This is a genomic window from Shewanella algae (genome assembly GCF_009183365.2).
In the GTDB taxonomy this organism is placed as follows: Bacteria; Pseudomonadota; Gammaproteobacteria; order Enterobacterales; family Shewanellaceae; genus Shewanella; species Shewanella algae.
In genome coordinates this window covers 4099785-4124270 of record NZ_CP068230.1, presented here as the reverse complement: position 1 = coordinate 4124270, position 24486 = coordinate 4099785, and the positions used below count along the sequence as shown (strand labels likewise).

Sequence of the window (24486 nt, the reverse complement as noted above, 5' to 3'; positions counted from 1 at the left end):
GGTATGTCTGATGCTGCTCAGTCAAGTTGCATTGGCAGAGCCGCTGAGCAGTGGCTGGCTCAAGCACCCGGATCATCCTCCAGTGAAGGTGCAACTGACGCTGGCCGATGTCGATGCCGACCAAGTCGGTGAGCTCAACGCCCTGCTGGATGTGGCCTTGAGCGGCGACTGGAAAACCTACTGGCGCGCGCCGGGGGAAGGCGGGATCCCGCCTTCCCTGGACTGGTCCGCCTCGGAGAATATTGCCGCGGTCGACTGGCACTGGCCCTTGCCGCAGCGCTATGTGTTGCAGGGCATAGAAACTCTGGGTTACAAGGGCGATACCTTGTTTCCACTGACTATTCGCCTCAAGGATCCCGGGCAGCAGTTTCGGCTCAAGGGCACCCTGACCCTGTCTTCCTGCACCAATGTCTGTGTGTTGACCGATTACCCTGTGGAGCTGAGCGGTCAGGCCGCCGGGCTTAAGGCCGATGACGGCTTTTTGCACCAGTGGGGCGAGGCGATGGCCAGGGTGCCACAGGGCAATGGCGGCGCGGTATTGCAGTCGATTGTCTGGGATGAAAAGCAGCAGTTGCTGCAACTGGCCATAGAGGCCGCAAGCCCCTGGCAACAGGCAGATCTGTTTCTGTTCGGCGAGGATGAGACAGTCAGCGAGCTGATCTTCTCCCGGCCGCAGATCCAGACAGATGGCAAACGGCTGACCGCCACTTTCGGGGTCAAACACTGGCTGGGGACACCGGATCTGGAGGGCAAGCCGCTGCTGATCAATCTGGCCGACACACACCTTTCGGCCGAACTGAGCGGTGCCATCGCCACAGGGCATGTTGCCAAGCCGCAGCCAAGCCTGCCGCTGTGGAGCCTGTTTCTGATGGCGCTGGCCGGTGGCCTTATTCTCAACATCATGCCTTGCGTATTGCCTGTGCTGGGCATGAAGGTGCACGGGGTCATGATGAGCAGCCAGGGCAGTCGCAGTCAGGTTCGCGGCCATTTTATGGCTTCGGCACTGGGTATTTTGCTGTCCTTCTGGTTGATTGCAACAGGTCTTAGCTTGCTGAAGTTGTCCGGTCAGTCGCTGGGCTGGGGGATACAGTTCCAGCAGCCCTGGTTTATCGGCTTTATGGTGCTGCTGACCTGGGGCTTCGGCCTCAACCTGCTGGGGGTGTTTGAAATCAACCTGCCTTCCAAGTGGCAGACTCGCCTGGCCGGAGCCGGTGATGATTCGCGCCTCGGCCACTTATTGCAGGGGATGCTGGCCACACTGCTGGCCACGCCGTGTACCGCGCCGTTTCTGGGTACTGCGGTGGCCTTTGCCCTCGGCGCCGACTATCCCATGTTGTTTGCCCTCTTCAGCGCCATGGGGCTGGGAATGGCCTTGCCCTGGCTGATGTTGGCGTTGTGGCCGGCGTTGGCGCAGCGTTTACCCAAGCCCGGGCGCTGGATGAATTGGGTCAAGCCTGTGTTCGCGCTGATGATGCTGGCAACCTGTCTCTGGCTGCTGAGCCTGCTGCAAAGCTTCTTCTCTGTTGCGGCTATCTTGGGGCTGGGCGCCTTGATGTTGTTGCTGACACTGGGACTGCTGGGCAAGCGTTATGGCACTCAGGTAATGGTGTATGCCATTGGCGGCAGTTTTCTGTTTGCCAGCCTGGCGCTCGGGGTAGGTTATCTGACCCGGGATGCCTGGGTTAGCCCTTTGCCTTCGGATCACCATTGGCAACCGCTGAATTTGGTGCAGCTCAAACAGGCAGTCGATGAGGGCAAGACAGTGTTTGTCGATGTCACGGCCGACTGGTGCATTACCTGTCAGGCCAACAAGGTGGGGGTGCTGCTGCAAAACCCTGTCTATGATGCCCTCGGCGATGACAGAGTGCTGCTAATGCGCGGTGACTGGACCAAGCCCAGCGAAGAAATTACCGCCTATCTTAAGGCCAATGGCCGCTTTGGGGTGCCTTTCAATCAGGTCTATGGCCCGGGAACCCCCGCCGGTAACCCATTACCGGTAATCCTCAGCAGCGACGGGGTATTGGCGGCCTTGGCAGAAGCGGAGAGCAGACAATGACCCAGGAAAATAAACTGGCCCACAAGGGGCTTAAATGGCTCAAGACCCTGCTCGGCTATGGGCTATTCATTCTGGTGGTGAGTGTTGCCCTCGATGCCTTTCGCAGCCACGAGATGCCGGAAACCCTGCCGCTGCAAACGGTTCAGAGCCTGGCCGGCAGTCATCTGGATATCGCCGCCATGAGCATGGAGCGCCCGGTGATCCTGTACTACTGGGCCAGCTGGTGTGGCGTCTGCCCCTTGGTGTCCGGCACTGTCGATGGTTTCAGTGACAGCGAGCAGGTGGTGACCGTGGCGCTGCAATCGGGCAATAACACCCAGGTCAAGCAGTACTTGCAAAACAAGGGCTACGGCTTTGAGGTAGTCAACGATCCCAGCGGCGCCTTGGCGCGATCCCTTGGAGTGTCGGCGACACCGACTCTATTGTTTATCTATCAGGGCGAAATCCGCAGCAGCACCACAGGAGTCACAAGTTGGCCGGGGATCTGGCTGCGACTCTGGCTGACAAAAATGAATTTAATTTGAGGAATAACAAGATGAAGTATTGGATAGTATTGAGTGCCTGGCTGCTGGCGGCCAGTGGCAGTTTACAGGCGGCCGAGCAGAAGCTGAGCCAAGAAGAGGAACAGCAACTGGGGCAGATCCGCAGCATTTTGGTCAAGCATCCGGAGATCATTCCCGGCGTGCTCGGCAGCATAGAGTCTTATGTGGAGCAGCGACAGTTGCAGCAGCAAGCGCTGGCCAAGCACAAGGACTGGCTGTTCAACAACCCGCAGATGCCGACCATGGGCAGCAGCAAGCCTGAGTTGCAACTGGTGGTTTTTACCGACTACAACTGCCCCTACTGTAAGCGGATGGAACTGGAATTTGCCAAGCTTTTAAAGGAGTTCCCAAACTTGCAGGTGGTCAATGTGTTTGTGCCATTGAGGCAGATAAAGGCTCAGGGCACTGAGCTTTCGTCCGGCGCCTTTGCCCTCGAGGTTTGGCGGCAGGATCGTAAGGATTTCCCTCGGGTACATGAACTCTTGATGGCCAAGAATGGCATGCACACAGGGAACTCACTGCAGCAGGTCGCCAAGGCCACGGGCACGGAACAATACCTCAAGCCCAGCTCGAGCGCCGACGAGTTGATGCATACCAATGTGAGAGTCTTCTCTGAACTGGGCTTTGGCGGCACGCCGACACTGCTCATAGGTGATGAAGTGATCCCCGGCTATATCGACTATGCCACCCTCAAGGCCGTGGTGCAGCAGGTGCTGGAGCGCCAAGGGTAATTGGCTTGCGGCAGTTATCGCCTTTCTGGGATAATTGCCCGTCGCCGGGGCGCTCGCCCCGGCTTTCCCCGCACAGATGATTAAGAGTCGAGATGAAACACGTAAGCCTGCAGCTGACCGAAGACGGGTCACATACTCTATTTAATGCCGAGCTCAATGAGACCTACCACTCCCACAAGGGGGCGTTGGCCGAATCCCGTTATGTGTTTATCCACGCCGGGCTCGAGCAGGTGTTGCAGGACTTTGACCATCTGGCGATTCTGGAAGTGGGCTTTGGCACCGGGCTCAATGCCCTCATGACCCTGGGTAAGGTGCTGGAGCTGACAAAGGCGCGTCAGCAGAGTGGCTTGGCGCCGCTGCCGGTGCGCTATGTCACCATAGAGCCTTATCCCTTGTCCGCTGAGCTGATTGAAGGGCTGAACTACAAGGGCATGCTGCCCGGCTGGTATGCGCCGCTGTTCGATGCCTTGCACGCCGCCCCCTGGGATCAGGATGTGGAAGTCATGCCGGGTTTTGTGTTGCGTAAGGTCAAGGGCAAACTGGAGCAGCTCGAGTGGCAGGGCGAACCCTTCAACTTGGTGTATTACGATGCCTTCGCCCCCAGCAAGCAGCCGGATGTATGGGCGCTGGATAACTTCAAAAAGTGCTATGGGTTGCTGGAGCAGGGCGGCTTATTGGTGTCTTACTGCGCCAATGGCCAGTTCAAGCGAGATCTCAAGGCCGCCGGTTTTCAGGTTAAAGCTTACCCGGGAGCCCTGGGCAAGCGCGAGATGACCCGCGCCTGGAAGTTAGACCCGCTTTAAGCTGCGACGCAGGCCGGGCAAGGCCTCCAACGAGCACAGCAGCAGCCCGGCCCAGATGAGGGAGAAACTCACCAGTTTCACCTCGTCAAACACCTCACCGAAAATGACCACCGCCAGCAAAAATTGCAGGCTGGGCTCAATGTATTGCAGCAAACCCACCATGGACAGACTCGTGTATCTCAGCGCCAGGCTGAATAGGATCAGCGGCGCCAGCGTCACGGGCGCCGAGCCGATATAGAGCATAATGCCTTCGCTGCCGCCAGCCAGTGCGGCGCTTTGCTCTGTGGCCAGCAGATAACAGAGGTAGCCCAAAGCAAAGGGAGTCAGCAGCAGTGCTTCCAGGGTAACCGAGGTGAAGGAGTCAAAGCGGATAAACTTTTTCAGCAGCCCGTAGAGGGCAAAAAAGCTGCCCATCACCAGAGACAACCAGGGCAGGCTGCCGTATTGATATACCTGCCAGCCAATACCGGCAATGGCCAGCACCACGGCGGCCAGTTGCGCCTTACTCAGCTTGTCGCCGAGGAACAGCACCCCCAGAGCGATGGCAAACAGAGGGTTGATAAAGAATCCCAGGCTGGCCGCCAGCACCTGACCATGGGTCAGGGCCCAGGTGAAGCTGACCCAGGAGATACACATGATAAGCCCGGCGGCAAAGCACAGCAGCAATGAGCGTTTATCGCGCCACAGCGCGCCAAAGGCTGGTAATGGTCGTCTCAACAGGACAAAGACCAGCAGCATAAAGGGCACTGACCAGATGACCCTGAAGGCCAGCAATTCGAAGATGGCCGCATCCGGCAGCAATTGATAGTAGAGGGGTAATATTCCCCAAAGCACGAAAGAGAAGGCCGCCAGAGCGTTTCCCTTGAGAGAGCTGGACATGATTGTCACCGAAACAACACAATACTCGGATATGGCGGCTATTCTGGCATGGCCCTTATAAAAGGGAAGTGAATTAACTCACTGTTTAAAAAATCTTTTCATTCTGTTTAAACCAGTGACGGCGCTGGAGCTGCATTTCCAGTAACTCAGCATCAGAAGCGGGAAAATTATTTGTTTTCGTTTCCGCCAGCTGGCCTCGGGCCACTATCTCAAACCCCAGTGCCTGATAACAGCGGCGGGCCGCGAGATTGTCATGGAACACAGCTAGGCTTAGATGCGTAACCTTGGGATCGGCAAAGGCGCGCTCTATACCCTGACGCATTAACTCCCGCCCCAGCCCCTTGCCTCTATGCTTGGGGGAGCAGATCACCCGGCATAGCCTGATTTCATCGGGTTTTCTGGCCAGCAGTTCCAGATAGCCCAGCAGCGAGTCGCTGTCCAGGCTAGCTTGGTCACTGTCTTCGACTCTTGTCAGCGCCAAAGGGGTGAGGTTTGCCTGGGCTTGATGCTGCTGCAGCTTTGATGGTGACAGCGGCCAACCCAGCCCTGGGCCTGCCCAGCGCAGACAAGCCTCTGCCGACTCTATCCAGGAGAGTAACAAACCGGCCCATTGTGGCTGAAAGGGTTGCAATATGCAGTCGGACATTGCGCGTTTCCTCCTTTGAGTTCAACTTGCCAAGTTAACCCAGGGATGGGGGAGGTGCCAGAACTGTTGGCACCAGAAAGGGGTTGTGCAGCTGGCGCTGCGGTTATCAGGGCTTTGAGCTAAAAGTATCTAAGCCAGTATTGCCTGAGCTTCCGGCGACGGATGTTGCTCATTGCTTGCCGCAGGCTTATGCACAGGCGATCCTGTGACACGCTGCGAGTACGTCCGTGTAAGCTCTGCCTCGCCATCCCTGGCTCGGAAGGTCACAGTTTCACCTGTGCCTGGAATTAGGTGTATATCTGCAGAACTCTGAAATGCTTCCAGCTACTCAGTGTTAATAGAATTGCACCAATTCCCCCTCGGTGTCGCCGAAAGCCGTTGGCGCAAATAACGTGGCTGAGGCATGGATGCCGAAGCAGCGACAGTCGAATCAGGGATGAGCGTCTGCAGCGCTAGTTATTTGCGCCATTAGGCCGAGGGGCTTTCGACACCGTGTGGGGCGGCAAGGGAGATCCAAGAGGGGATTGCTGTTGATCCCCGCTTGGTCGGGTGTGGGGCGGCGAGAGTTGCATAGCGACTGGCTACGAGCGAGAGGCAGGGATGGCGAACCGGCCGTTGTGCATGGATGCATTTGCTCCACGACTTTGGGCCGCTGGCACAGCGGCTATCATGGCTTTAAGCCAAAACTAACCAATAAACTTGCGCTTAGCTGCTAGCTAAACTGCAACCCATCACCTGCGGTGCAGATAGGCAGAAAGCCCACCGCAGGTGCAGGAACGAAATTAGGACCTATTTCGATGGTCACAATTTTATCTGGGGCTGAAAACAGGCGCACAGATTAAACTCATGAGTTTTCGGCGCTGGATAGCTTGATATCGAAGGTGAGCCTCAGAATTGCCATCTGAACTGCACATCCGGTACATGAAGATACCTGAGCTCGTTCACCAGGTTATCTTTTTCATTCAGCAGCTGTTTTTTCTTCTCCAGAGTGCTGGCCTTGTCTGTCATGGACACCAGCTTCTTATCCAGATCGCGGATCTCATAGTCGATCTGACGCAGGCGGTTGCGGATCTCATCGGCGCGTTTATTGAGCTGGTATTGGCGGTAGCCGGCATTGTACTGTTCGACAAAGGCGTTGCTGGAGCAGACCCCGGCATAGCCTTCACCCGCCAGACCGACACGGTAACCATTTTCCGGCTGACAGTAATTTTGCAGCCCCTTTAGATAGCCTTCGCGCCAATCGCTATGATTGACCCGGATACCGAACTCGGCACAATCTTCGGCATAATCATTGATTCTGCTGGCATGAGCTCCATTGTTGCCATCCTGAAGCCCCAGGGAAAACCAATCTGAGTTTTGGCATTGATTGAGGTCGAGTGAACTGCATTGGGTCAGCATGAGCGCGCTCAGTGCCAACAAGATATTTTGGTATTTCATTCTGTAAATTACTGCGTATCAGTTGAAAATGCCGACCATATGGCGGTGAATCGGCATAATACAGCGATTAGCTCTAATACTGATACGTTTTAATACAAATTTACAATTTAACCTCGAAAGGGCCCAACATGTTCGCCGGATTGACCCAAGTATCAAACTCGGCCTCTGTCACCAGTCCTGACTCCAACGCAGCTTGCCTCAGACTAATGCCTCTTTGGTGGGCGTCCTTGGCGATTTGGGCAGCCTTGGCATAGCCTATGTGAGGATTGAGGCTGGTGACCAGCATCAAGGAGCGCTGCAACTGCTTGGCGATCATCTGGCGGTTGGGTTCCAGCCCCGAAGCGCAGCGTTCATCGAAGCTCAGACAGGCATCACCCAGCAATTCGGCACTTTGCAGCAGATTGGCGGCGATGAGCGGCCGAAAGACATTGAGCTGAAATTGGCCGTTGCTGGCACCTATGCTGACGGCAAGATCGTTGCCCATCACCTGAGCCGCCACCATGGTCAGCGCCTCGCACTGAGTCGGGTTAACCTTGCCGGGCATTATGCTGGAGCCGGGTTCGTTGGCAGGCAACTGCAGTTCCCCTATACCGCAACGGGGGCCGCTGGCGAGCATGCGAACATCATTGCCTATCTTCATCAGGCTGACCGCCAGGCGCTTGAAGGCGCCGCTGAGTTCCACCATGGCATCGCTGGCACTCAGTGCCTCGAACTTGTTGGCCGCGCTGACAAACTGCTCACCACTGAATGACGATATCAGTTCGGCAGCGCGCTCGGCATAACCTGCGGGAGAATTGAGCCCAGTACCCACGGCTGTGCCGCCAAGAGCCAATTCACGGCAGTTTGCCAACGCCTGCTCTATGGCGCCTATGCCTTTATCCAACTGAGTCTCCCAGGCGCTGATCTCCTGTCCCAGTGTCAGTGGGGTGGCATCCATAAAGTGGGTGCGGCCGGTCTTGGTAATATCGGCGAACTGTTGTGACTTGCGTTTGAGGGTATCGCGCAGCGCACCTATGGCCGGCAGTGTGTGCCTGCAGGTCTTGAGCACTACAGCGATATGCATGGCGCTGGGGAAGGTATCATTGCTGCTCTGGCTGCGATTGACATCATCGTTCGGGCTCAGGCTGATGGCCTTATTTGCCAGAGCCATGCCTCGATTGGCTATCACCTCATTGAGGTTCATATTGGTTTGGGTGCCGCTGCCGGTCTGCCAAATGACCAGTGGAAAGTGCTGCTCCAGTTGGCCCGCCAAGATTTCATCGCAAACTCTGGCGATGAGCGCCGCCTTGTCCTTGGACAGTTGCCCAAGCTCGGCATTGGTCTGGGCTGCGGCTTTTTTCAACAGGGCGAAGGCGTGGATGATGGCCTTTGGCATACTCGCTTGCGGGCCTATGGGGAAGTTTTCCAGACTGCGCTGGGTCTGGGCGCCCCAGTATTTGTCTGCCTCTACCTTGACCTCGCCCAGAGTGTCTTGCTCAATCCGATATTGCATTGCCGCCTCCTGTCGTCTGTTGCCGTCCTCAGCATAGCATGGCCTTTGGGTCTCTCCTGAAATAATCCGCCGGGTTTCCCGGTCTGGATTGGGCGGCCTGTTTCAGGCCTGGATTATGATTTTTACAAAAGGAGTAAGCATGAGAGTATCGGTTTGGTCTGCGTTATTGCTCTTGGGGACTCAGTTGGGTGCTTTGGGCTCCAGTTCGGTAATGGCGGCTCAGGCAAATGATTTTATTCAAGTATTTGAAGCACTTTCCGGTAAACATCCGGGAGAACGTAAGGGGCATGCCAAGGGAATTTGTACCATTGGCAGTTTCCAGCCAAGTGCAGGGGAGCCCTGGCTCAAGGAGTTACCTCTGTTTGCCACAGAGCAAGCTCTGCCCGCTCAGGTACGTTTTTCCATGGCGGGCGGCGATCCTTTTGTGGCCGATACCAGTCGCAGCCCAAGGGGGATAGGCGTACGCATCGAACTGCCAGATGGGCAGGTGCATCAGTTGGCCGGGCTGACCACGCCAGTGTTTCCGGGTAAAAATCCCGACAGTTTTCTTGGCTTGCTGCGCGCGTCATTGGCTCAGCGTGAGGGGGAAGCCGGCGCGGTTGCACGCTATCTACAGCAGCATCCGGATGCCGCCCGCCAGGGGCAGTGGCTCAAGCAGCACAATCCGCCGGCGGCCTATACATCGGTCAACTACTTTGGCATTCACAGCTTTATCTTTGGTAATGAAGACCAGCAAAAGCGCTTTGGTCGCTGGGAGCTTTGGCCTGTGGACAGAGAGCAGCCTCTGACCGATGCCGAGCTGGCACAATTGCCGGATGATTTTCTGCAGGACAGGTTGATACAGAGGCTGAAAACAGGACCGGCTCAGTTTGAGCTTAAACTGACCCTGGCCGAGGAGGGGGATCCCTTGCTGGACCCTTCACAGCAGTGGCCGGATAACCGGCCCAGAGTCGCCCTCGGGCGCCTGACCATAGACTCGGTTGCGGCTTCGGCCTGTGACAAGCTGAATTTTGATCCCAATGTGCTCAGTAAAGGGATTGCCGCCAGTGATGACCCTGTGCTGCGGCTGAGATCCGCGGCTTATGCTATCTCTTTCGGCAAGCGTCTAAGCGGCCAGTAACGGCAATAAAATGACAGGAACGAACCTTAAAAATGTAGCGCTTTATAGTTGTTATATGTACATTTTTTATCGTTGGGGGCGATAACAGTGTGTCAGGTTCGCTCCTGTCGAAACTTTAACGGATTAGGGTAAACTCCTGGCTCAACTGACGAATGCGCTGCTGCAGTTGCAGCAGTTCTCCCATCAGCCGGGATTGCCTGGGCCTGCTTGTTGTTTCATTCTGTGCCAGCCATTGATAAACCTGTTTGGTGGAGATCCCATGCTGACGGGCAACGTCAAACATGAGCCTGCCGTTTTGGGTCACTTCCTTAATGGCTTGCTGTCGCAGCTTCTGCTCGTTAATTTCCATACTGCCTCCTTGATGGTTCAAGAATGGTTTTCCAGAGCTGTGATTCCACCTCTGCTACTCCACATCCCATTGGCTGTAGCCCAAGTGCTTGAGGCAATGCCAGAGTGAATGCCAACTGCTGCGCATTTTCATCAGTGTTTTCATAATGACTCCTGAACAGTGGAATACTGCTTTATAGGTATGTAAGAAACATGCCAGTTTTTAATCTTCTTTTAACTTGTTGATATAAAAGAAAATTGATTCATTTCATTATTAGGTGTACCTGCCTGGCGCCACCCAATAGAGTGCAGTCTGCTCTATTTTGGGGTTTTACTTGATGTCAGCGCCGTGACACTTGGCTGACAATCCGGGTCAGGAAATGTCGGATTTGACTGAATCTATGCTGAACGCCGTGCGGATTTGCCGCCTCTATGGCCTCCGGGGGATTGTCTGCTTGAGGTGCTGCTATATACTTTGGCGCCAGGTAGGTTCCGCTTAGCTTGGAACAAGCAGACGAAGGAAAAATAACATGAAAAAGCGCGCTTTTCTGACAGCCCCTCTGTTGCTGGCAATGCTGGCAACTGGCTGTACCACTGTGAATCCTTATACCAATGAGCAACAGACTGCCAAGGCGACCAACGGAGCATTGATAGGTGCCGTAGCCGGCGCGGCCATAGGTGTGGCCTCCTCCAGCAAGAGCGACAGGGGCAAGGGTGCCCTGATCGGGGCAGCATCCGGCGCTGCCGTAGGCGGTGGTATCGGCTATTACATGGATGTGCAGGAAACCAAGCTGCGTCAGCAACTGGCGTCTACCGGTGTCAGTGTGACCCGGGTGGGCGATACCATAGTGCTCAACATGCCCAATGAAGTGACTTTCCAGGTCGATAAGACAGATCTCAGTAGCGGCGCCATGCGGGTATTGGACAGCGTAGTGCTGGTGGCCAAGGAATATGACAAGACTCAACTGAATGTAGTGGGTTATACCGACAGCAGTGGCTCTGAGTCCTACAACCTGAGATTGTCACAGGTTCGCGCCAGTGAGGTTGGTAATTACTTGATCCGTAAAGGTGTATCCGGACAGCGGGTATTGACCCAAGGCCGAGGTGAGGCCAGCCCAATCGCTTCCAATGCCACCCCTCAGGGACGGGCACAGAACCGTCGGGTAGAGATTATTCTTAGTCCTCTCGGCTAAGATTTTAAGTTTAAGGGTCGCTTAGGCGGCCCTTTTTGTTGGGTCAAATTGTCCCTTTCTCCGGTTTTCCCTGTCAGGTGGCGTGATCTTGAGGGGAATTTATGACAAGTTTTGCCGTGGTGCGTTGATTTGTGATGCGGTTTGGTTGAGTTTAGCGGCATCTGTATCTTATACACCGGAGAAAAATAAATGAAAAAGAGCGTCTGCTTACTCGCCCTGTTACTGCCCGCCTTCTCTCAGGCGGCGGATCTGGAGTTCAGGGCCGCGGGAAGTTTGAAGACCGCCATGACGGATGTTATCGCCAGTTATCAGGCCGATGGCGGCGTTAAGGTCAATGCCCAGTTTGCCCCTTCAGGCTTGCTCAGAGGCCGAATTGAAGAGGGCGAAAAGGTCGACCTGTTTGCTTCGGCCAATATGAAACACCCACAGAAATTGATGCAGGAAGGCAAGGGCGCGCCTGTGGTGATGTTTGCCCGTAACCGCCTGTGCGCCCTGGCGCAAGATAATGTTCCTCTGACGACAGAGAATATGCTGGATACTTTGCTGGACAGCAAGATCAAGCTGGGCACCTCCACTCCCAAGGCCGACCCTGCCGGTGACTATGCTTTCAAGGTGTTTGACCGCGCCGAAGCTATCAAGCCCGGTAGTCAGGCCAAACTGGCGGCCAAGGCGCTCAAGCTGACCGGTGGCGCCGACAGTGCCAAGGCGCCGAAAGGCAAAAATCCCTATGGCTGGGTGATGGCCAACAAACAGGCGGATGTATTTTTAACCTACTGCACCAATGCCGTATTGGCCAAGAAAGAAGTGCCTGATCTCAAGATAGTGGCGTTGCCCGAGTCGCTGGCAGTGGGTGCCAACTATGGCATGCTGGTGCTGGATAAGGCCGACTCTGCCGCCTGGCCGCTGGCCATGTATATTCTCTCTCCTAAGGGGCAATCCATTCTGGCCTCTTACGGCTTTGAAGCACCGCTTAAGCCCTAAATCTCTATCCGGCGGAAGCGGGTTTTACTCTGGAGATATGCGAGTCAGTTGCTCTGAACTGACTCGCACTCTCTTTATAGGTATTTCACGTTTTTTTGGCCAAATCAGCTTGCACGGGCAATTATTATCCTTCTAAAGTAGGGCATTATGTCCTTGTCAGGGGGGGAGCATGCTCGAAACCAAAGGCTTACCGATAGCGACAGATTATCTCGGCGACGAGGTGAGATTTATCCGCCTTTGTTATGACAGTCAGGGCTTGGATATTGAACTGAGTGTTGAGGGCTGCCGGGCATTGGTGCACTTTGACTCTGTGGTTGGCTTTCGGATGCTGGATGAAGGCGATCTGATGGAGTTCTGGACCGAGTGCAGCCTCTCCAATGGCTGGTTGTTCCGTATCTCCAACGGTGGCTGGTATCGCCAGGAGGCCGAACGCAGCGGCTTTATGGCCAGCGCCAATCTCAAGTTGCAGGAATATCTGCTGGTGAGCCGCAATGAGTGTGTCTCTGTCTTCTGTGAACAGGATGAACCCAAGGTGCACTGGCTTAAAGACTGACCCGCTATCTTCCACCGTCAGAGGGCGAGCCTGGTCGCCCCCTGCTATTTCTGCAATTCATCAAGGCCAGAGCTTCAGCAAGCCTTCAGCCCATTAGAAACATAGCTTCAGCTCATTAAAACGAGAGTCGCCAACCCCAGGAAGGCGAACAGGCCTATTACATCCGTCACAGTCGTCAGCACCATGCCGCCGGCCAGCGCAGGGTCTACATTGAGCTTTTTCAGGATCAGCGGAATACTGGCCCCGGCGAGACCGGCTACCGTCATATTGATCAACATGGCGCCGCCAATAAGGGCGCCGAGTGCCAGATCGCCTTTCCAGATCCACACGGCAGTGAATACCAGCGCCGACCACAACAGGCCATTGAGAAAGCCGATGGCTAATTCCTTGCCGATAAGCCAGCGGGAGTTGCTCTGGCCTATGTGGCCGAGGGCGATACCGCGGATCACCAGCGCCAGTGTCTGGTTGCCGGCAACGCCGCCCATGCTGGGCACTATGGTCATCAGAATTGCTATGGTGGCAAATTTTTCCAGCGTGCCTTCAAACATATTGCTGACCGAGGCGGCCAGCAGGGCGGCAAACAGGTTGAAGGTCAACCATAAAGAGCGGCGAAAGGCGCTCTTGAACACGGGGCCGAAGGTGTCTTCATCATCGTCCATCCCCGCCATACCCATCATGGAGTGTTCGGCGTCTTCACGGATAACGTCCACCACGTCATCAATGGTGATCCGCCCAAGCAGATGGCCTTCACTGTCGACCACTGGCGCCGAAACCCAGTCGTGACGCTCAAACAGTTGGGCCACTTCATTGTCCGGCATGGTGACGGGAATACTCTCAAGCTCGGGATCCATTATGCTGCGGATCCCGGCGGTGGGGTTACAGGTCAGTAGGGTGGAGAGCTTGACGCCACCGAGCAAAATATCGCGTCTATCTACCACGTAGAGGGTATCTGTGGCTTCGGGCAGCTCGCCCCTTTGGCGCAGATAACGCAGCACCACATCGACATTGACGTCAGGCCTCAGGGTCACGGTATCTGTATTCATCAGACTACCGGCGCTGTCTTCCGGATAAGAGAGCGCCTGTTCGACCCTGGCCCTGTCCTGGGCACTCATGGAGTGCAGTACCTGTTTGTAGAGTGTATCCGGCAGGCTTCGCAGCACGTAGGCCAGATCATCGGTATCCATACCCGCGGTCGCTCGTGCCAAACGCTCAGGACTCATCAGGCTGATCAGCTGGTCTTTCATATCTTCACCCAGCTCTTCGAGGATCTCGCCGCTCTGCTCCTGATCCACCAGTTGCCAGAGTACCTGACGGGTACGCGGCGGTGAAGATTCGAGAATAAAGGCGATATCCGAAGCCGTCATTCGCTGCAGCATGTCGCGCACATGCACGAACATACCACTGCTAAGAGCTTGGTTTAGTTGAGTAAGACGTTGTTCTGTCAGCTCTTGGTCGAGCGCTTCTATTGGCATGCAGTTCCCCCTGTGATGCAAAGCGAGGATATGTTACCTCAAGACAGGGGTGTTATAGAAACAAAGAGTGCAGCGCTAAGGCTTTAGCTGGCTTCGTCGAAACGGGCGTTGATCAGGGCGCAGATAGCGTCCATCGCGGGTTCGGCATCCGGGCCTTCGGCGATGAGGCGAATACTCTTGCCTTGACCGGTTTCCAGCATCAAGAGCCCAAGTACACTGGCGGCCGAGGCTTTTTTCTCGCCTTGGATCAGGGTGATATCGGCTTCGAACTCGCTGGCCAGCACCGCCAGCTTAGTGGCGGCGCGGGCGTGCAGGCCCAGCTTATTGACTATGGTGACTTCCCGTTCAACCTTTGCCATTACTCAGCTCCCGGTGACGGGCCTGTACCTTGTGTTTGCTGTTGCCAAAACGCTTGGCGAGCTGCTCAGCGACATAGACAGATCTATGCTGGCCGCCGGTGCAGCCTATGGCTATGGTGAGGTAACTGCGGTTGTTGCGTTCCAGGTGCGGCAGCCAGGTTTCCAATAGATTTTCTATCTGCCAGATAAACTTGTTCACCAGTGGCTGGCGGCTGAGAAACTCCTGCACAGGTTCATCCAGCCCGGTCAGCGGTCTGAGCGCCGGCTCCCAGTGAGGGTTGGGCAGAAAGCGCACATCAAACATGAAGTCGGCTTCCTGGGGCATACCATGCTTAAAGCCGAACGACTCGAAGTTGATCACCAGTTCTTTATCGACACTGCCAAGCAGAATTTCCCGCACTGTGTCACTGAGTTCATAGATGTTCAGCGCCGAGGTGTCTATGTAGTGATCCACCAGTTTCGACATAGGTTCCAGCAGCTTGCCTTCGAGCTTGATGGCGTCCTGTAGTGAGACTTTGCTCTTGGACAGGGGGTGCAGTCTGCGGGTTTCGCTGTAGCGCTTCAGCAGCACTTTATCGGAGGCGTTGAGGAAGAAGCTGGTCAGTTGGGTGTTTTCCGGCAAGGCCGCTAACTGTTGTTCCAGCACTTTTTCCTGATCCGGCATATTGCGCACATCTATGCTGATGGCGACCAGATCATTGCTGCCACGGAGGTTTTCCAACAGGCTGCCTATCATGGGCAGGGGGAGATTATCCACACAGTAGTAACCCAGGTCTTCGAGTACCCTGAGGGCAACGGATTTTCCGGAACCGGAGCGGCCTGAGACTATGGCGAGTTTCATCCTGTGATCACCTGATAGAGTTCTGTTTCGTCGCTGGATTTTCGCAACTGCTTGAGTATCGCCTTATCGCTGAGCTTTTCAGCCATGGCGGACAGGGTACTCAGGTGTTGCTGACATTGATCTGCGGGCACCAGGAGGGCGAACAGTATGTCCACCGGCTGGTTGTCTATGGCATCGAAGGCGATAGGCTCTTCGCATTTGACCAGCACGGCAATCGGCTCTGTAATGTCCGGTAGTCTGCCATGCGGAATCGCAATACCATTTCCTATACCTGTGCTCCCCATCTTTTCGCGGGCCAAAAGGCTTTCAAAAATCGCTTGAGAGGAAAGGGTGGGGTACTGGGCGCTAGCGAGATCGCTAATCAGCTCCAGTACCTTTTTCTTACTGCCCGGAGTGGCACAGGTAGTGCACTCCGGCCGCAGGATGGTACTCAGTTCCATCGTTAGTGTTTTGTCAGCTTTTCTTTGTGTTTAATGACCTGACGATCCAATTTATCAATCAGAACGTCGATGGCGGCATACATGTCGGCATGTTCAGAAGTTGCATAGACTTCGCCGCCTGTGAGGTGGATCTTGGCTTCGGCTATCTGTTGCAGTTTTTGTACATTGAGCACAACGTGCACATTATTGATCTGTTCGAAATGGCGTTCAAGTTTAGAAAACTTACTTTCCACGTAGTCACGCAGTGAGTCGGTGATCTCGATATGATGTCCTGTCAGGTTGATTTGCATAGAAAGATTCCTCCAATTTCCAACTGTGGATTTATAAACTCTTACGCTGGTTCGACGGTGGTATCATCATAGCCTCGCGATACTTGGCTATGGTGCGTCTTGCAACGTTGATTCCCTGTTCTGCCAGAAGTTGCGCCATCTTGCTGTCGCTCAAAGGCTTCTTCTGGTTTTCCGCTGCCACGAGCTTCTTGATAAAAGCCCTGATCGCCGTGGAAGAGCATTCTCCGCCATCTTCGGTGCCGACATGGCTGGAGAAGAAGTACTTCAATTCAAATATTCCCCTGGGGGTATGCATATACTTTTGAGTGGTGACCCTGGAGATGGTCGATTCATGCATCTCGACCGCCTCGGCAATATCGTTGAGCACCATGGGTTTCATGGCTTCTTCACCATATTCAAAAAATCCCTGCTGGAACTGCACTATACAGTTGGCCACCTTGAGCAGGGTGTCGTTGCGGCTCTCCAGGCTCTTGATAAACCATTTGGCTTCCTGAAGATGACCACGAATAAACTGGCTGTCTGATTGACTGCGGGCGCTACGAGCCATGGCAGCATACTGCTGATTGATCCCGAGTTTGGGCATACAGTCCGGGTTGAGTTCTACTACCCAGCGGCCGTTTTTCTTCCAGACGCTGACATCAGGGATCACATATTCCTCGTCCATCGGCTGCACCAGCAAGCCGGGGCGGGGATTGAGACTCTGGATAAGGTTGATGGCGTCACGCAGCTGATCTTCCTTGAGCTTGGTCTTGCGCATCAGGGTGCGGAAATCACGGGCGGCAATGAGATCCAGATGTTCGTCAATCAACAAGCGGGCGTCGGCCAGATGCGGGGTGTCTGCGTTGAACTGTTGCAACTGGATCAGCAGGCATTCGCGCAGATCTCTGGAGGCGATGCCGACAGGATCGAAGTGCTGGATCCGCTTGAGTACTGCCTCGACTTCATCGAGCTCAATCTCAGGGTTGCCCATGGCTTCGAGGATCTCCTCTGTGCTCTGGGTCAGATAGCCCTGCTCGTCGATGGCATCAATAATGGCGGTGGCAATGGCGTCGTCGGTATCGGAAAACGGGGTCAGGTTCTTCTGCCATTCCAGATGTTCATAGAGCCCTTCGCTGGTTTCTCCCTGGAAGGGCATATCATCTTCACGGCCCATGGCCGGCCCCGAGGCGCTGGCGGCGGTAAAGACTTCGTCCCAGGTGGTATCCATAGGTAATTCATCCGGCATAGACTCATTGTTCAATGCCTCTGAGGTTTCTACCGTGGAACCATCTTCCTGCTTGGCGCTCAACTCGCCGGCGTCGTTTTCCTTGTGGTTGTCGTCGATAGCGTCATCCTGGTTGTCCTCGGCCATTTCCAACAGAGGGTTGGCTTCCAAGGCTTCCTGGATTTCCTGCTGCAGCTCAAGGGACGACAGTTGCAGCAGGCGAATAGCCTGTTGCAACTGAGGTGTCATGGTCAACTGTTGACCCAGTTTGAGCTGGAGTGACGCTTTCATTATACCGCTAATCCCTACTCGTTATTTTTCAAGGAAAAAATTCAATAATAACAAACTATAATACCCGGAATTGTCACCGGATGACATGATCCTAACTATAGCCTGAATTGTTCGCCTAAGTACACAGCGCGCACTTGCTGGTTGTCCAAGATTTCAGCGGGTGTGCCCTCGGCGATCAACTGCCCATGGCTGACTATGTAGGCTCGCTCACAAACGTCGAGTGTTTCGCGAACATTGTGGTCTGTGATCAGCACTCCCAAACCGCGGGACTTAAGCTGTTCGATGATTTTCTTGATATCGATAACTGAGATGGGATCCACACCGGCGAATGGCTCATCCAGCAGAATGAACTGTGGATTGGCGGCCAATGCCCGGGCGATTTCCACTCGGCGGCGTTCACCGCCGGAGAGGGACATCCCCAGGCTGTCACGTATGTGGGTAATATGGAATTCTTCCAGCAGCTGTTCGAGCTGTTCCTCGCGCTCGTCGCTGTTGAGTTCTTTGCGGGTTTGCAGCACGGCCATGATGTTGTCATGCACCGACAGCTTGCGGAAAATACTGGCTTCCTGTGGCAGGTAGCCTATGCCTTTACGGGCTCGCAGGTGCATGGGATCCAAGGTCAGCTCGTCGTCGTCAATAAAGATACGGCCCTTGTCACTCTGTACCAGCCCAACCACCATATAGAAGGTGGTGGTCTTGCCAGCCCCGTTGGGGCCCAGCAGCCCCACGATTTGGCCGGTATTGACCGACAGGCTGACGTCTTTGACGACGTTGCGCTTCTTGTAACTCTTTGCCAGATTCTGTGCCGTCAGGGTGCTGGTCATTGCGGCTCCTGCTGCTGTTCTTTCTTGTTGAGATCCTGATAGTTTTCCGGCTGGATAACAGTGGTTACCCTGTCTTGGCCTTTGCCACTGCTTTCCGCTTCCAGCTGCTGTTTGTTGATGTCGTAGACTATCTTCTCGGCGGTCACTTCGCTGCCGTCCTGTTCCACTTTGGCCTGGCCCAGCAGGGTCATGATACGACTGTCTATGTTGTAGTGGATCTCTTTGGCCTTGGCACTGGCCAGACGGCCGTCTTCCAGTTTCTGGGTATAAGTAGCAGGTGAGCCCTTGGCCACCAGGATCCGCTCGCCACTCTTGTCTTCTGTGTAAGCCGTGAGTTCATCGGCCAGCAGTTTCAAACTACCCTGGGTGACTGTGACAGGCCCGCCGTATACCACGCGCTTGTTTTTGATATCGGCAAACTGATTGGCGGCGCTGATCTGTACTTTTTGCAGCAGATCTTCTTCAATGGCCACTGCCGACAGGCTTGTGATGCACAAGAGGGCACCGATAAAAAGCTTACTTGGTTTCATAGGTTCCTTTCACCTGACTGGTCAGCTTCACTTGCTGAGCATTGAGATCGGCGTACAGGCCGGATCCCTTGATATTAAAGTCTTTGCCTTCGATCAGGATCTCGCGATCTGAGGTCATGATCATGGTGTCCAGATCCAGCTCCACATAACTGGTTTTCAGGCTCTGGATCGGTTCATTGGGGCTAATGGCGTCGATGATAACATTATTTTCAAGTACCACTCGGTTACTCTTGCGATTGAGCCTGCCCTCGTTGGCAGACAGACGCCACTGTGCCTCGCCCTTGTCCGGATAGACCAGATAAACCGGTTGGTTGAAGAAGGTCTTTTCACTGGCTTCATAATGTTCCATGTGCGCCGCGGCGACCCTGCTGGCGACATTGCCCTGCTCATCAAAGTTGACCGAGCGCAGGTCATCGGCGACAAAGTCAGGCCGAACCACATCCACAGGCGCCTCACTCTGTTGAGCGTTACGCTTGTTCTGCACCTGCCAGTAAAGGATAAGTGCAGTGGAGAAAAACAAAATAATGGCCAGGGTGACCCTATTCATATACTCATTCCGTGGGCATTTTCAAATTTGTCCTGACTGAGCAGGATAAGATCCGCCAGCTCCCGGAGCGCCCCATGGCCGCCGGCAATCTGAGTGACCATGTGGCAGTGTTGCCTTACCCAAGGATGGCCATCGGCTACGCAAACCGCCAGCCCCACTTGCTTCATCACCGGCAAGTCGACAATGTCGTCACCTATATAGGCCACTTGTTCAGGCTCGAGGTCATAATGCTTAAGCAGCGCCTCATAGGGCTCCAGCTTGTTGTCTATGCCTTGATAAATCTTGTCTACCCCCAGGGCCGTCATGCGGTTTTCGACTATCTGGGACTTGCGGCCGGTGATCACCGCCACCTGAATGCCGCAGGACAGCAGCGAGCGCACCCCATAGCCATCGCGGGTATGGAAGGCCTTCAGCTCTTCGCCGCTGTTGCTCATATAGATGCGGCCATCGGAGAAGACACCGTCGACATCACAGATAAGCAGTTTGATTTTGGCGGCTCTTTGCCAGTTATCTTCGCTTATGGGCCCGTAGAAACCTTGATGACTCATCAGATAACCCCCGCCTTGACCATATCCAGCATATTGAGTGCTCCAATCGGCTCATTGGCGCCATTGATGACAATAAGACCATTGATGTCATTCTCGTCCATCACCTTCAGCGCCTGCGCCGCGAGGATATTGTCACCACTGGTGATGCAATCACGGGTCATGACGTCGCTGATTTTTGTGGTACGAAGGTTGACTCCGGCGTCTATGACACGTCTCAAATCACCATCGGTGAAGATACCCACGAGTTGCTTCTGTTGATTGACCACTGAGGTCATACCCAGGCCCTTCTTGGAGATCTCATACAGGGCGTCGGTTATACAGATATCTTCTGTGACCAGCGGCAGCTCTTCCCCTTTGTGCATCACATCGCTGACCTTAAGCAGCAGCTTGCGCCCTAAAGCGCCGCCGGGATGCGACAGGGCAAAGTCATCTTTGGTAAAGCCCTTGGCCTGCAACAGGGCGACCGCCAGGGCATCACCCATCACCAGGGTGGCCGTGGTGCTGGAGGTCGGCGCCAAGCCCAGCGGGCAGGCTTCTTCCGGCACCTTGATGCACAGATGCAGCTGCGCCAGCTTGGCCATGGTGGATTCGGGCTTACCTGTCATGGAGATCATAGGGATCCCCTGGCGCTTGATGACGGGCATCAGGGTGAGAATTTCGCTGGACTCGCCCGAGTTGGAGATAGCCAATACGATATCGTTTTCACTCAACACCCCCAGGTCGCCGTGGCTGGCTTCGCCCGGGTGAACGAAGAATGCCGGGGTGCCTGTGCTGGCGAGGGTGGCAGAAATCTTGTTACCTATATGGCCCGATTTCCCCATCCCCATCACTATCACCTTGCCGCTGCAGTTGAGGATCAATTCGCAGGCTTGGGCGAACTCGGGGGAATCAACAAACTGGTACAGGTTATCCAATGCTTGTTTCTCGATATCTATTACTCTGCGGCCCCATTGGCGCAGTTGCTTAGCTTCTGCCATAGTTGTCTCTCGTCTTTTTGCCCTTCATCGCTAGTGGGATTGAAACAGGCTGTATTGATAGCCGATGAAGCTTATCAGTAGTAAGGCACCGTGCCAGCGTTTGAGTTCACGTTGTTTGCCTGTGCTCAGCACCAGGAGTGCCAGGGCACAACTGGTGCCCAGAACCATATAAAAGTCGCGTCCGGCCGCCGCGGCATCGATTACGCCCGGGGCGATAAGGCCGGGTATTGCCAGTACCGCCAGTATGTTAAACAGGTTGGAGCCGACAATATTGCCTATGGCCAGGTCGTCCTCTTTCTTGAGCACACCGGCCACACAGGCCGCCAGTTCCGGCAGGCTGGTGCCCACGGCAATGATGGTCAGACCTATAACCAGATCAGACAGTCCAAAAGACTTGGCGATGCCTACGGCACCGTCCACCATCCAATCAGCCGACAGCGGCAAGAGTACCAAGCCTATTATCAACCATAGTACCGCCTTGGCAGTGGGCACATCTTTGGGGATCTCGGCATCGGCTTCGTCGGCGAGTGGATCCTTGTTCTTATTGGTCAGCGCATGCCAGATAAGATAGCCCATCAGGCCGAAGAACAGCGCCAGTAAAATAACCCCTTCGCTGCGGCTAAGATACTCATCGTGCAGGAAGTAACCCGCCAGCACTGTGGCACCCAGCATCATGGGGATCTCCCGCTTCAGGGTCTTGGAGCTGACGGCGATAGCCCCAAGCAGAGCGGTTAACCCCAGGATCAAGCTGACATTGGCGACATTGGAGCCCAGCACATTACCCACGGCCGTATCCGGCATGCCGGCCATGGAGGCGCTGGCGGCAACGAACATCTCTGGGGCCGAACTGCCCATGGCCACTATGGTCAGTCCTATCAACATGGGGGGTAACCCCAGGTTACGGGCAAAAGCCCCGGCGCCATAAACGAATTTATCGGCACTCCAGACCAGGACGGACAAGCCGGCGAGCAGCAAGAAAATATTGAATAACATGCAGTAAACAAAGCTACGGATTCTGGCGTGCATTTTCGCCGTATTTGCTACAAATTGAAAGTATCACGGCGCGATACTATTGATTCAGTTGTGCGCTTATCCTCAATTGCGTACAATTTATCGCTTATCTTTGGCTTGGCCATACGGGTTACCGGGCGCCATTCAGCGTCAATTCAGTAAGCCTGCGGCAGTATCAAGCCTTATAACGGCGGGCCTTATGTGCCATGGTGCTACAGCTGCGCCGTAACTTGAATTCCACTAGACAAGGTCTCCATTTCATTTTGATGCCGGAATCCAACAAGCAGCAAAATCCTTCTCCCCTGGTCGAGGTCAACAATCTCGGCTTCAGTCGTGGCTCGAGGGTGATTTATGAGCAGATAAGCCTCACGATTCCCAGGGGTAAAGTTACTGCCATCATGGGGCCCAGCGGCATAGGCAAGACCACGCTGCTGAAGCTCATTGGTGGGCAGTTGACTCCGGATCACGGCCAGGTGCTGTTCGATGGTCAGGACATTCATAAGCTGAGCCGCCACGAGCTGTTTGAAGCTCGTAAGCGGATGAGCATGTTGTTCCAGAGCGGCGCCCTGTTCACCGACATGAATGTGTTCGATAACGTGGCCTTTGCACTCAGGGAGCACTCAGGGCTGCCGGAAGCTATTATCCGCCGCATAGTGTTAATGAAGCTTGAAGCTGTAGGACTTCGCGGCGCGGCGCAGTTGATGCCAAGCGAACTTTCCGGCGGAATGCAGCGCCGGGCAGCCTTGGCCCGCGCCATAGCACTCGAGCCGGAAATGGTGCTGTATGACGAGCCCTTTGCCGGTCAGGATCCCATCTCCATGGGGGTGCTGGTGAAGCTGATTAAAGAGTTGTCCGATGCTTTGAGCCTCACCTCTGTGGTGGTTTCCCACGATGTCAGTGAAGTGCTGAGTATTGCCGACTATGTGTATGTGATCGCCGATAAGCGCATCATAGCCCAAGGTACACCGGCCGAGCTCAAGCAGGCCGACAATCCACAGCTAAGGCAGTTTATCGACGGTATGCCGGACGGCCCCGTGCCTTTCCACTATCCGGCGCAGGATTATCAGAAGGAGTTGCTCGGTGAGCTTGACTGATTCGATAGCCAATCTTGGCCGCAATGCGCTGAGTCTGGTGACAGGGCTTGGCAAGGCGGGGGTGATGCTTTGGGGCGCCCTGATGCAGCTGCCACGGCCACGCAAAGGCTTGCCACTGCTGATAAAACAGGTTTACGTCGTCGGCGTGCAGTCCATGGTGATCATTTTGGTTTCCGGACTGTTTATCGGCATGGTGCTGGCGCTGCAGGGCTACAACATCCTGGTGGACTTTGGCACCGAAGAGAGCCTGGGCCCCATGGTAGCGTTGAGTTTACTCAGGGAGCTTGGCCCTGTGGTCACAGCCCTGCTGTTTGCCGGCCGCGCCGGTTCGGCCCTGACCGCTGAACTGGGGTTGATGAAATCCACAGAGCAGCTCTCCAGTTTGGAGATGATGGCGATAGATCCGCTACGTCAGGTGATTGCGCCGCGCTTCTGGGCCGGGGTGATCAGCATGCCGCTGTTGGCCTTGATGTTTACCACTGTGGGTATCTATGGCGGTTATCTGGTCGGGGTCGAATGGAAAGGCATAGACAATGGCGCCTTCTGGTCGATTCTGCAGGCCGCGGTGGAGTGGCGGCAGGACATAGTCAACTGCCTGATTAAAAGTTTTGTTTTTGCCATAGTGGTGACCTGGATAGCCCTTTATCGTGGTTATCAGGTGGTGCCTAATCCGGAAGGGATTAGCCGCGCGACCACCCAGACTGTGGTGCAGTCCAGCCTGGCGGTATTGGCGCTGGATTTCTTATTGACGGCGCTGATGTTTGCCCGCTGATTTTGGCGCCGGCGCATAATGGATGATTAACTCTGGTGACTCTATGTTGACACGAAAAATTGAATTTATGGTGGGACTCTTCCTATTGGCGGGTCTGGCAGCTTTTCTGCTGCTGGTATACAAGGTGGCCAATGTGGAGGTGCAGTCCTCTAGCAATACTTACACTCTGACGGCCAAGTTCAGTAATATTGGCGGCCTTAAAGTACGCTCACCGGTAAAAGTTGGCGGCGTGGTTGTCGGTCGGGTCAGTAAGATCACCCTGGATCCCAAGCAGATGGTGCCAGTGGTGACTTTGACCATGGACAAGCGTTACGACCAGTTTCCCGAAACCAGCAGCCTGGCTATCTTGACCTCGGGCTTGCTGGGTGAGCAGTTCCTCGGCCTGACACCAGGGTTTATGGATGACGATATCGCGATTTTGCAAGATGGCGATCGCATCGATGATACCCGTTCGGCGCTGGTGCTGGAGGATCTGATCGGACAGTTTTTATATAGCATGGGTTCAAAGGACAACTAGGAGCACTGA

Annotated in this window: 28 protein-coding genes; 11 read left to right on the top strand and 17 right to left on the bottom strand. The window is 54.9% G+C overall.

The genetic code is table 11. From position 1 onward, the window contains the following. Positions 1-10: 10 nt before the first annotated feature. The 4 genes from E1N14_RS18470 to mnmC2 all read left to right on the top strand — a co-directional run bounded on the left by E1N14_RS18470 (position 11) and on the right by mnmC2 (position 4132). Positions 11-2056, top strand: coding sequence for a protein-disulfide reductase DsbD family protein (locus E1N14_RS18470; RefSeq protein ID WP_247600999.1), 2046 nt, complete (start codon positions 11-13; stop codon positions 2054-2056). Beyond that, positions 2053-2580: a protein disulfide oxidoreductase gene (locus E1N14_RS18465; RefSeq protein WP_025011749.1), complete on the top strand. Its 528-nt coding sequence runs from the start codon at positions 2053-2055 to the stop codon at positions 2578-2580. Before E1N14_RS18470 ends, E1N14_RS18465 begins: the two co-directional genes overlap by 4 nt. Positions 2581-2591: 11 nt before the next feature. Beyond that, complete coding sequence (locus E1N14_RS18460; protein WP_051547180.1) at positions 2592-3329, top strand: DsbA family protein; 738 nt, start codon at positions 2592-2594, stop codon at positions 3327-3329. A gap of 92 nt (positions 3330-3421) precedes the next feature. Beyond that, on the top strand, positions 3422-4132 hold the full coding sequence (gene mnmC2 / locus E1N14_RS18455; protein ID WP_062794010.1) for a tRNA (5-methylaminomethyl-2-thiouridine)(34)-methyltransferase MnmC2: 711 nt from the start codon (positions 3422-3424) through the stop codon (positions 4130-4132). Here mnmC2 and rarD read toward each other — a convergent pair. From rarD to fumC, 4 genes are all read right to left on the bottom strand, one after another. Continuing rightward, on the bottom strand, positions 4118-5011 hold the full coding sequence (gene rarD / locus E1N14_RS18450; protein ID WP_039034967.1) for an EamA family transporter RarD: 894 nt from the start codon (positions 5009-5011) through the stop codon (positions 4118-4120). The two genes, mnmC2 and rarD, sit on opposite strands and share 15 nt — an antisense overlap. A gap of 85 nt (positions 5012-5096) precedes the next feature. Beyond that, positions 5097-5657 carry a GNAT family N-acetyltransferase gene (locus tag E1N14_RS18445; RefSeq protein WP_025011752.1) on the bottom strand — a complete coding sequence of 187 codons (561 nt, stop codon included), beginning with the start codon at positions 5655-5657 and terminating at the stop codon, positions 5097-5099. 888 nt (positions 5658-6545) lie between these two features. Then, a complete protein-coding gene (locus tag E1N14_RS18440; RefSeq protein ID WP_025011753.1) occupies positions 6546-7094 on the bottom strand; it encodes a DUF2799 domain-containing protein in 549 nt (182 codons plus the stop codon). Between the two features lie 100 nt (positions 7095-7194). Beyond that, positions 7195-8586 (bottom strand): class II fumarate hydratase, encoded by a 1392-nt coding sequence (fumC, locus tag E1N14_RS18435; RefSeq protein WP_062793918.1) that lies wholly within the window; start codon positions 8584-8586, stop codon positions 7195-7197. A 139-nt stretch (positions 8587-8725) separates the two neighbouring features. Between fumC and E1N14_RS18430 the strand changes: the two genes are divergently transcribed. Then, positions 8726-9706 (top strand): catalase family peroxidase, encoded by a 981-nt coding sequence (locus E1N14_RS18430; protein WP_025011754.1) that lies wholly within the window; start codon positions 8726-8728, stop codon positions 9704-9706. Between the two features lie 115 nt (positions 9707-9821). Here E1N14_RS18430 and E1N14_RS18425 read toward each other — a convergent pair whose 3' ends face one another. Further along, on the bottom strand, positions 9822-10055 hold the full coding sequence (locus E1N14_RS18425) for a transposase (protein ID WP_025011755.1): 234 nt from the start codon (positions 10053-10055) through the stop codon (positions 9822-9824). Positions 10056-10563: 508 nt separating this feature from the next. Here E1N14_RS18425 and E1N14_RS18420 point away from each other — a divergent pair. The 3 genes from E1N14_RS18420 (at position 10564) to E1N14_RS18410 (ending at position 12760) form a co-directional block, all read left to right on the top strand. Next, a complete protein-coding gene (locus tag E1N14_RS18420; protein WP_025011756.1) occupies positions 10564-11226 on the top strand; it encodes a YiaD family glycine zipper/OmpA-like lipoprotein in 663 nt (220 codons plus the stop codon). A gap of 189 nt (positions 11227-11415) precedes the next feature. Continuing rightward, on the top strand, positions 11416-12207 hold the full coding sequence (locus E1N14_RS18415; RefSeq protein WP_025011757.1) for a molybdate ABC transporter substrate-binding protein: 792 nt from the start codon (positions 11416-11418) through the stop codon (positions 12205-12207). 169 nt (positions 12208-12376) lie between these two features. Continuing rightward, the gene (locus E1N14_RS18410) at positions 12377-12760 is read left to right on the top strand and encodes a hypothetical protein (RefSeq protein WP_025011758.1); all 384 of its coding nucleotides are present in this window, start codon (positions 12377-12379) and stop codon (positions 12758-12760) included. A 107-nt stretch (positions 12761-12867) separates the two neighbouring features. Here E1N14_RS18410 and mgtE read toward each other — a convergent pair whose 3' ends face one another. The 12 genes from mgtE to E1N14_RS18350 form a co-directional block, all read right to left on the bottom strand. Continuing rightward, complete coding sequence (gene mgtE, locus E1N14_RS18405) at positions 12868-14232, bottom strand: magnesium transporter (protein ID WP_025011759.1); 1365 nt, start codon at positions 14230-14232, stop codon at positions 12868-12870. An 83-nt stretch (positions 14233-14315) separates the two neighbouring features. Beyond that, positions 14316-14591 carry an HPr family phosphocarrier protein gene (locus E1N14_RS18400; protein ID WP_025011760.1) on the bottom strand — a complete coding sequence of 92 codons (276 nt, stop codon included), beginning with the start codon at positions 14589-14591 and terminating at the stop codon, positions 14316-14318. Then, entirely contained in the window at positions 14578-15432 is an 855-nt protein-coding gene (gene rapZ / locus E1N14_RS18395; RefSeq protein ID WP_025011761.1) for an RNase adapter RapZ, read from the bottom strand. The genes E1N14_RS18400 and rapZ overlap by 14 nt, the downstream gene beginning before the upstream one ends. Then, positions 15429-15872: a PTS IIA-like nitrogen regulatory protein PtsN gene (gene ptsN, locus E1N14_RS18390; RefSeq protein ID WP_025011762.1), complete on the bottom strand. Its 444-nt coding sequence runs from the start codon at positions 15870-15872 to the stop codon at positions 15429-15431. Before ptsN ends, rapZ begins: the two co-directional genes overlap by 4 nt. Positions 15873-15874: 2 nt before the next feature. Then, positions 15875-16162: a ribosome hibernation promoting factor gene (hpf, locus tag E1N14_RS18385; protein WP_025011763.1), complete on the bottom strand. Its 288-nt coding sequence runs from the start codon at positions 16160-16162 to the stop codon at positions 15875-15877. Between the two features lie 31 nt (positions 16163-16193). Further along, positions 16194-17657: an RNA polymerase factor sigma-54 gene (locus E1N14_RS18380; protein WP_062793919.1), complete on the bottom strand. Its 1464-nt coding sequence runs from the start codon at positions 17655-17657 to the stop codon at positions 16194-16196. A gap of 95 nt (positions 17658-17752) precedes the next feature. After that, positions 17753-18481 carry an LPS export ABC transporter ATP-binding protein gene (gene lptB, locus E1N14_RS18375; RefSeq protein WP_025011764.1) on the bottom strand — a complete coding sequence of 243 codons (729 nt, stop codon included), beginning with the start codon at positions 18479-18481 and terminating at the stop codon, positions 17753-17755. Beyond that, positions 18478-19011, bottom strand: a complete 534-nt coding sequence (lptA, locus tag E1N14_RS18370) for a lipopolysaccharide transport periplasmic protein LptA (protein ID WP_025011765.1) — start codon at positions 19009-19011, stop codon at positions 18478-18480. Before lptA ends, lptB begins: the two co-directional genes overlap by 4 nt. Beyond that, complete coding sequence (gene lptC / locus E1N14_RS18365) at positions 18998-19558, bottom strand: LPS export ABC transporter periplasmic protein LptC (protein WP_025011766.1); 561 nt, start codon at positions 19556-19558, stop codon at positions 18998-19000. Before lptC ends, lptA begins: the two co-directional genes overlap by 14 nt. Continuing rightward, positions 19555-20106: a 3-deoxy-manno-octulosonate-8-phosphatase KdsC gene (gene kdsC, locus E1N14_RS18360; protein WP_025011767.1), complete on the bottom strand. Its 552-nt coding sequence runs from the start codon at positions 20104-20106 to the stop codon at positions 19555-19557. Before kdsC ends, lptC begins: the two co-directional genes overlap by 4 nt. Beyond that, a complete protein-coding gene (locus E1N14_RS18355) occupies positions 20106-21083 on the bottom strand; it encodes a KpsF/GutQ family sugar-phosphate isomerase (RefSeq protein WP_025011768.1) in 978 nt (325 codons plus the stop codon). Before E1N14_RS18355 ends, kdsC begins: the two co-directional genes overlap by 1 nt. A 30-nt stretch (positions 21084-21113) precedes the next feature. Beyond that, positions 21114-22076: a calcium/sodium antiporter gene (locus E1N14_RS18350; protein WP_025011769.1), complete on the bottom strand. Its 963-nt coding sequence runs from the start codon at positions 22074-22076 to the stop codon at positions 21114-21116. 284 nt (positions 22077-22360) lie between these two features. Between E1N14_RS18350 and mlaF the strand changes: the two genes are divergently transcribed. The 3 genes from mlaF to mlaD are packed head-to-tail and all read left to right on the top strand — an operon-like array spanning position 22361 to position 24477. Further along, on the top strand, positions 22361-23188 hold the full coding sequence (gene mlaF, locus E1N14_RS18345; protein WP_062793922.1) for a phospholipid ABC transporter ATP-binding protein MlaF: 828 nt from the start codon (positions 22361-22363) through the stop codon (positions 23186-23188). Further along, positions 23175-23960 (top strand): lipid asymmetry maintenance ABC transporter permease subunit MlaE, encoded by a 786-nt coding sequence (gene mlaE, locus E1N14_RS18340; RefSeq protein ID WP_028779514.1) that lies wholly within the window; start codon positions 23175-23177, stop codon positions 23958-23960. The genes mlaF and mlaE overlap by 14 nt, the downstream gene beginning before the upstream one ends. A 43-nt stretch (positions 23961-24003) precedes the next feature. Next, complete coding sequence (mlaD, locus tag E1N14_RS18335; protein ID WP_025011770.1) at positions 24004-24477, top strand: outer membrane lipid asymmetry maintenance protein MlaD; 474 nt, start codon at positions 24004-24006, stop codon at positions 24475-24477. Positions 24478-24486 lie beyond the last annotated feature (9 nt).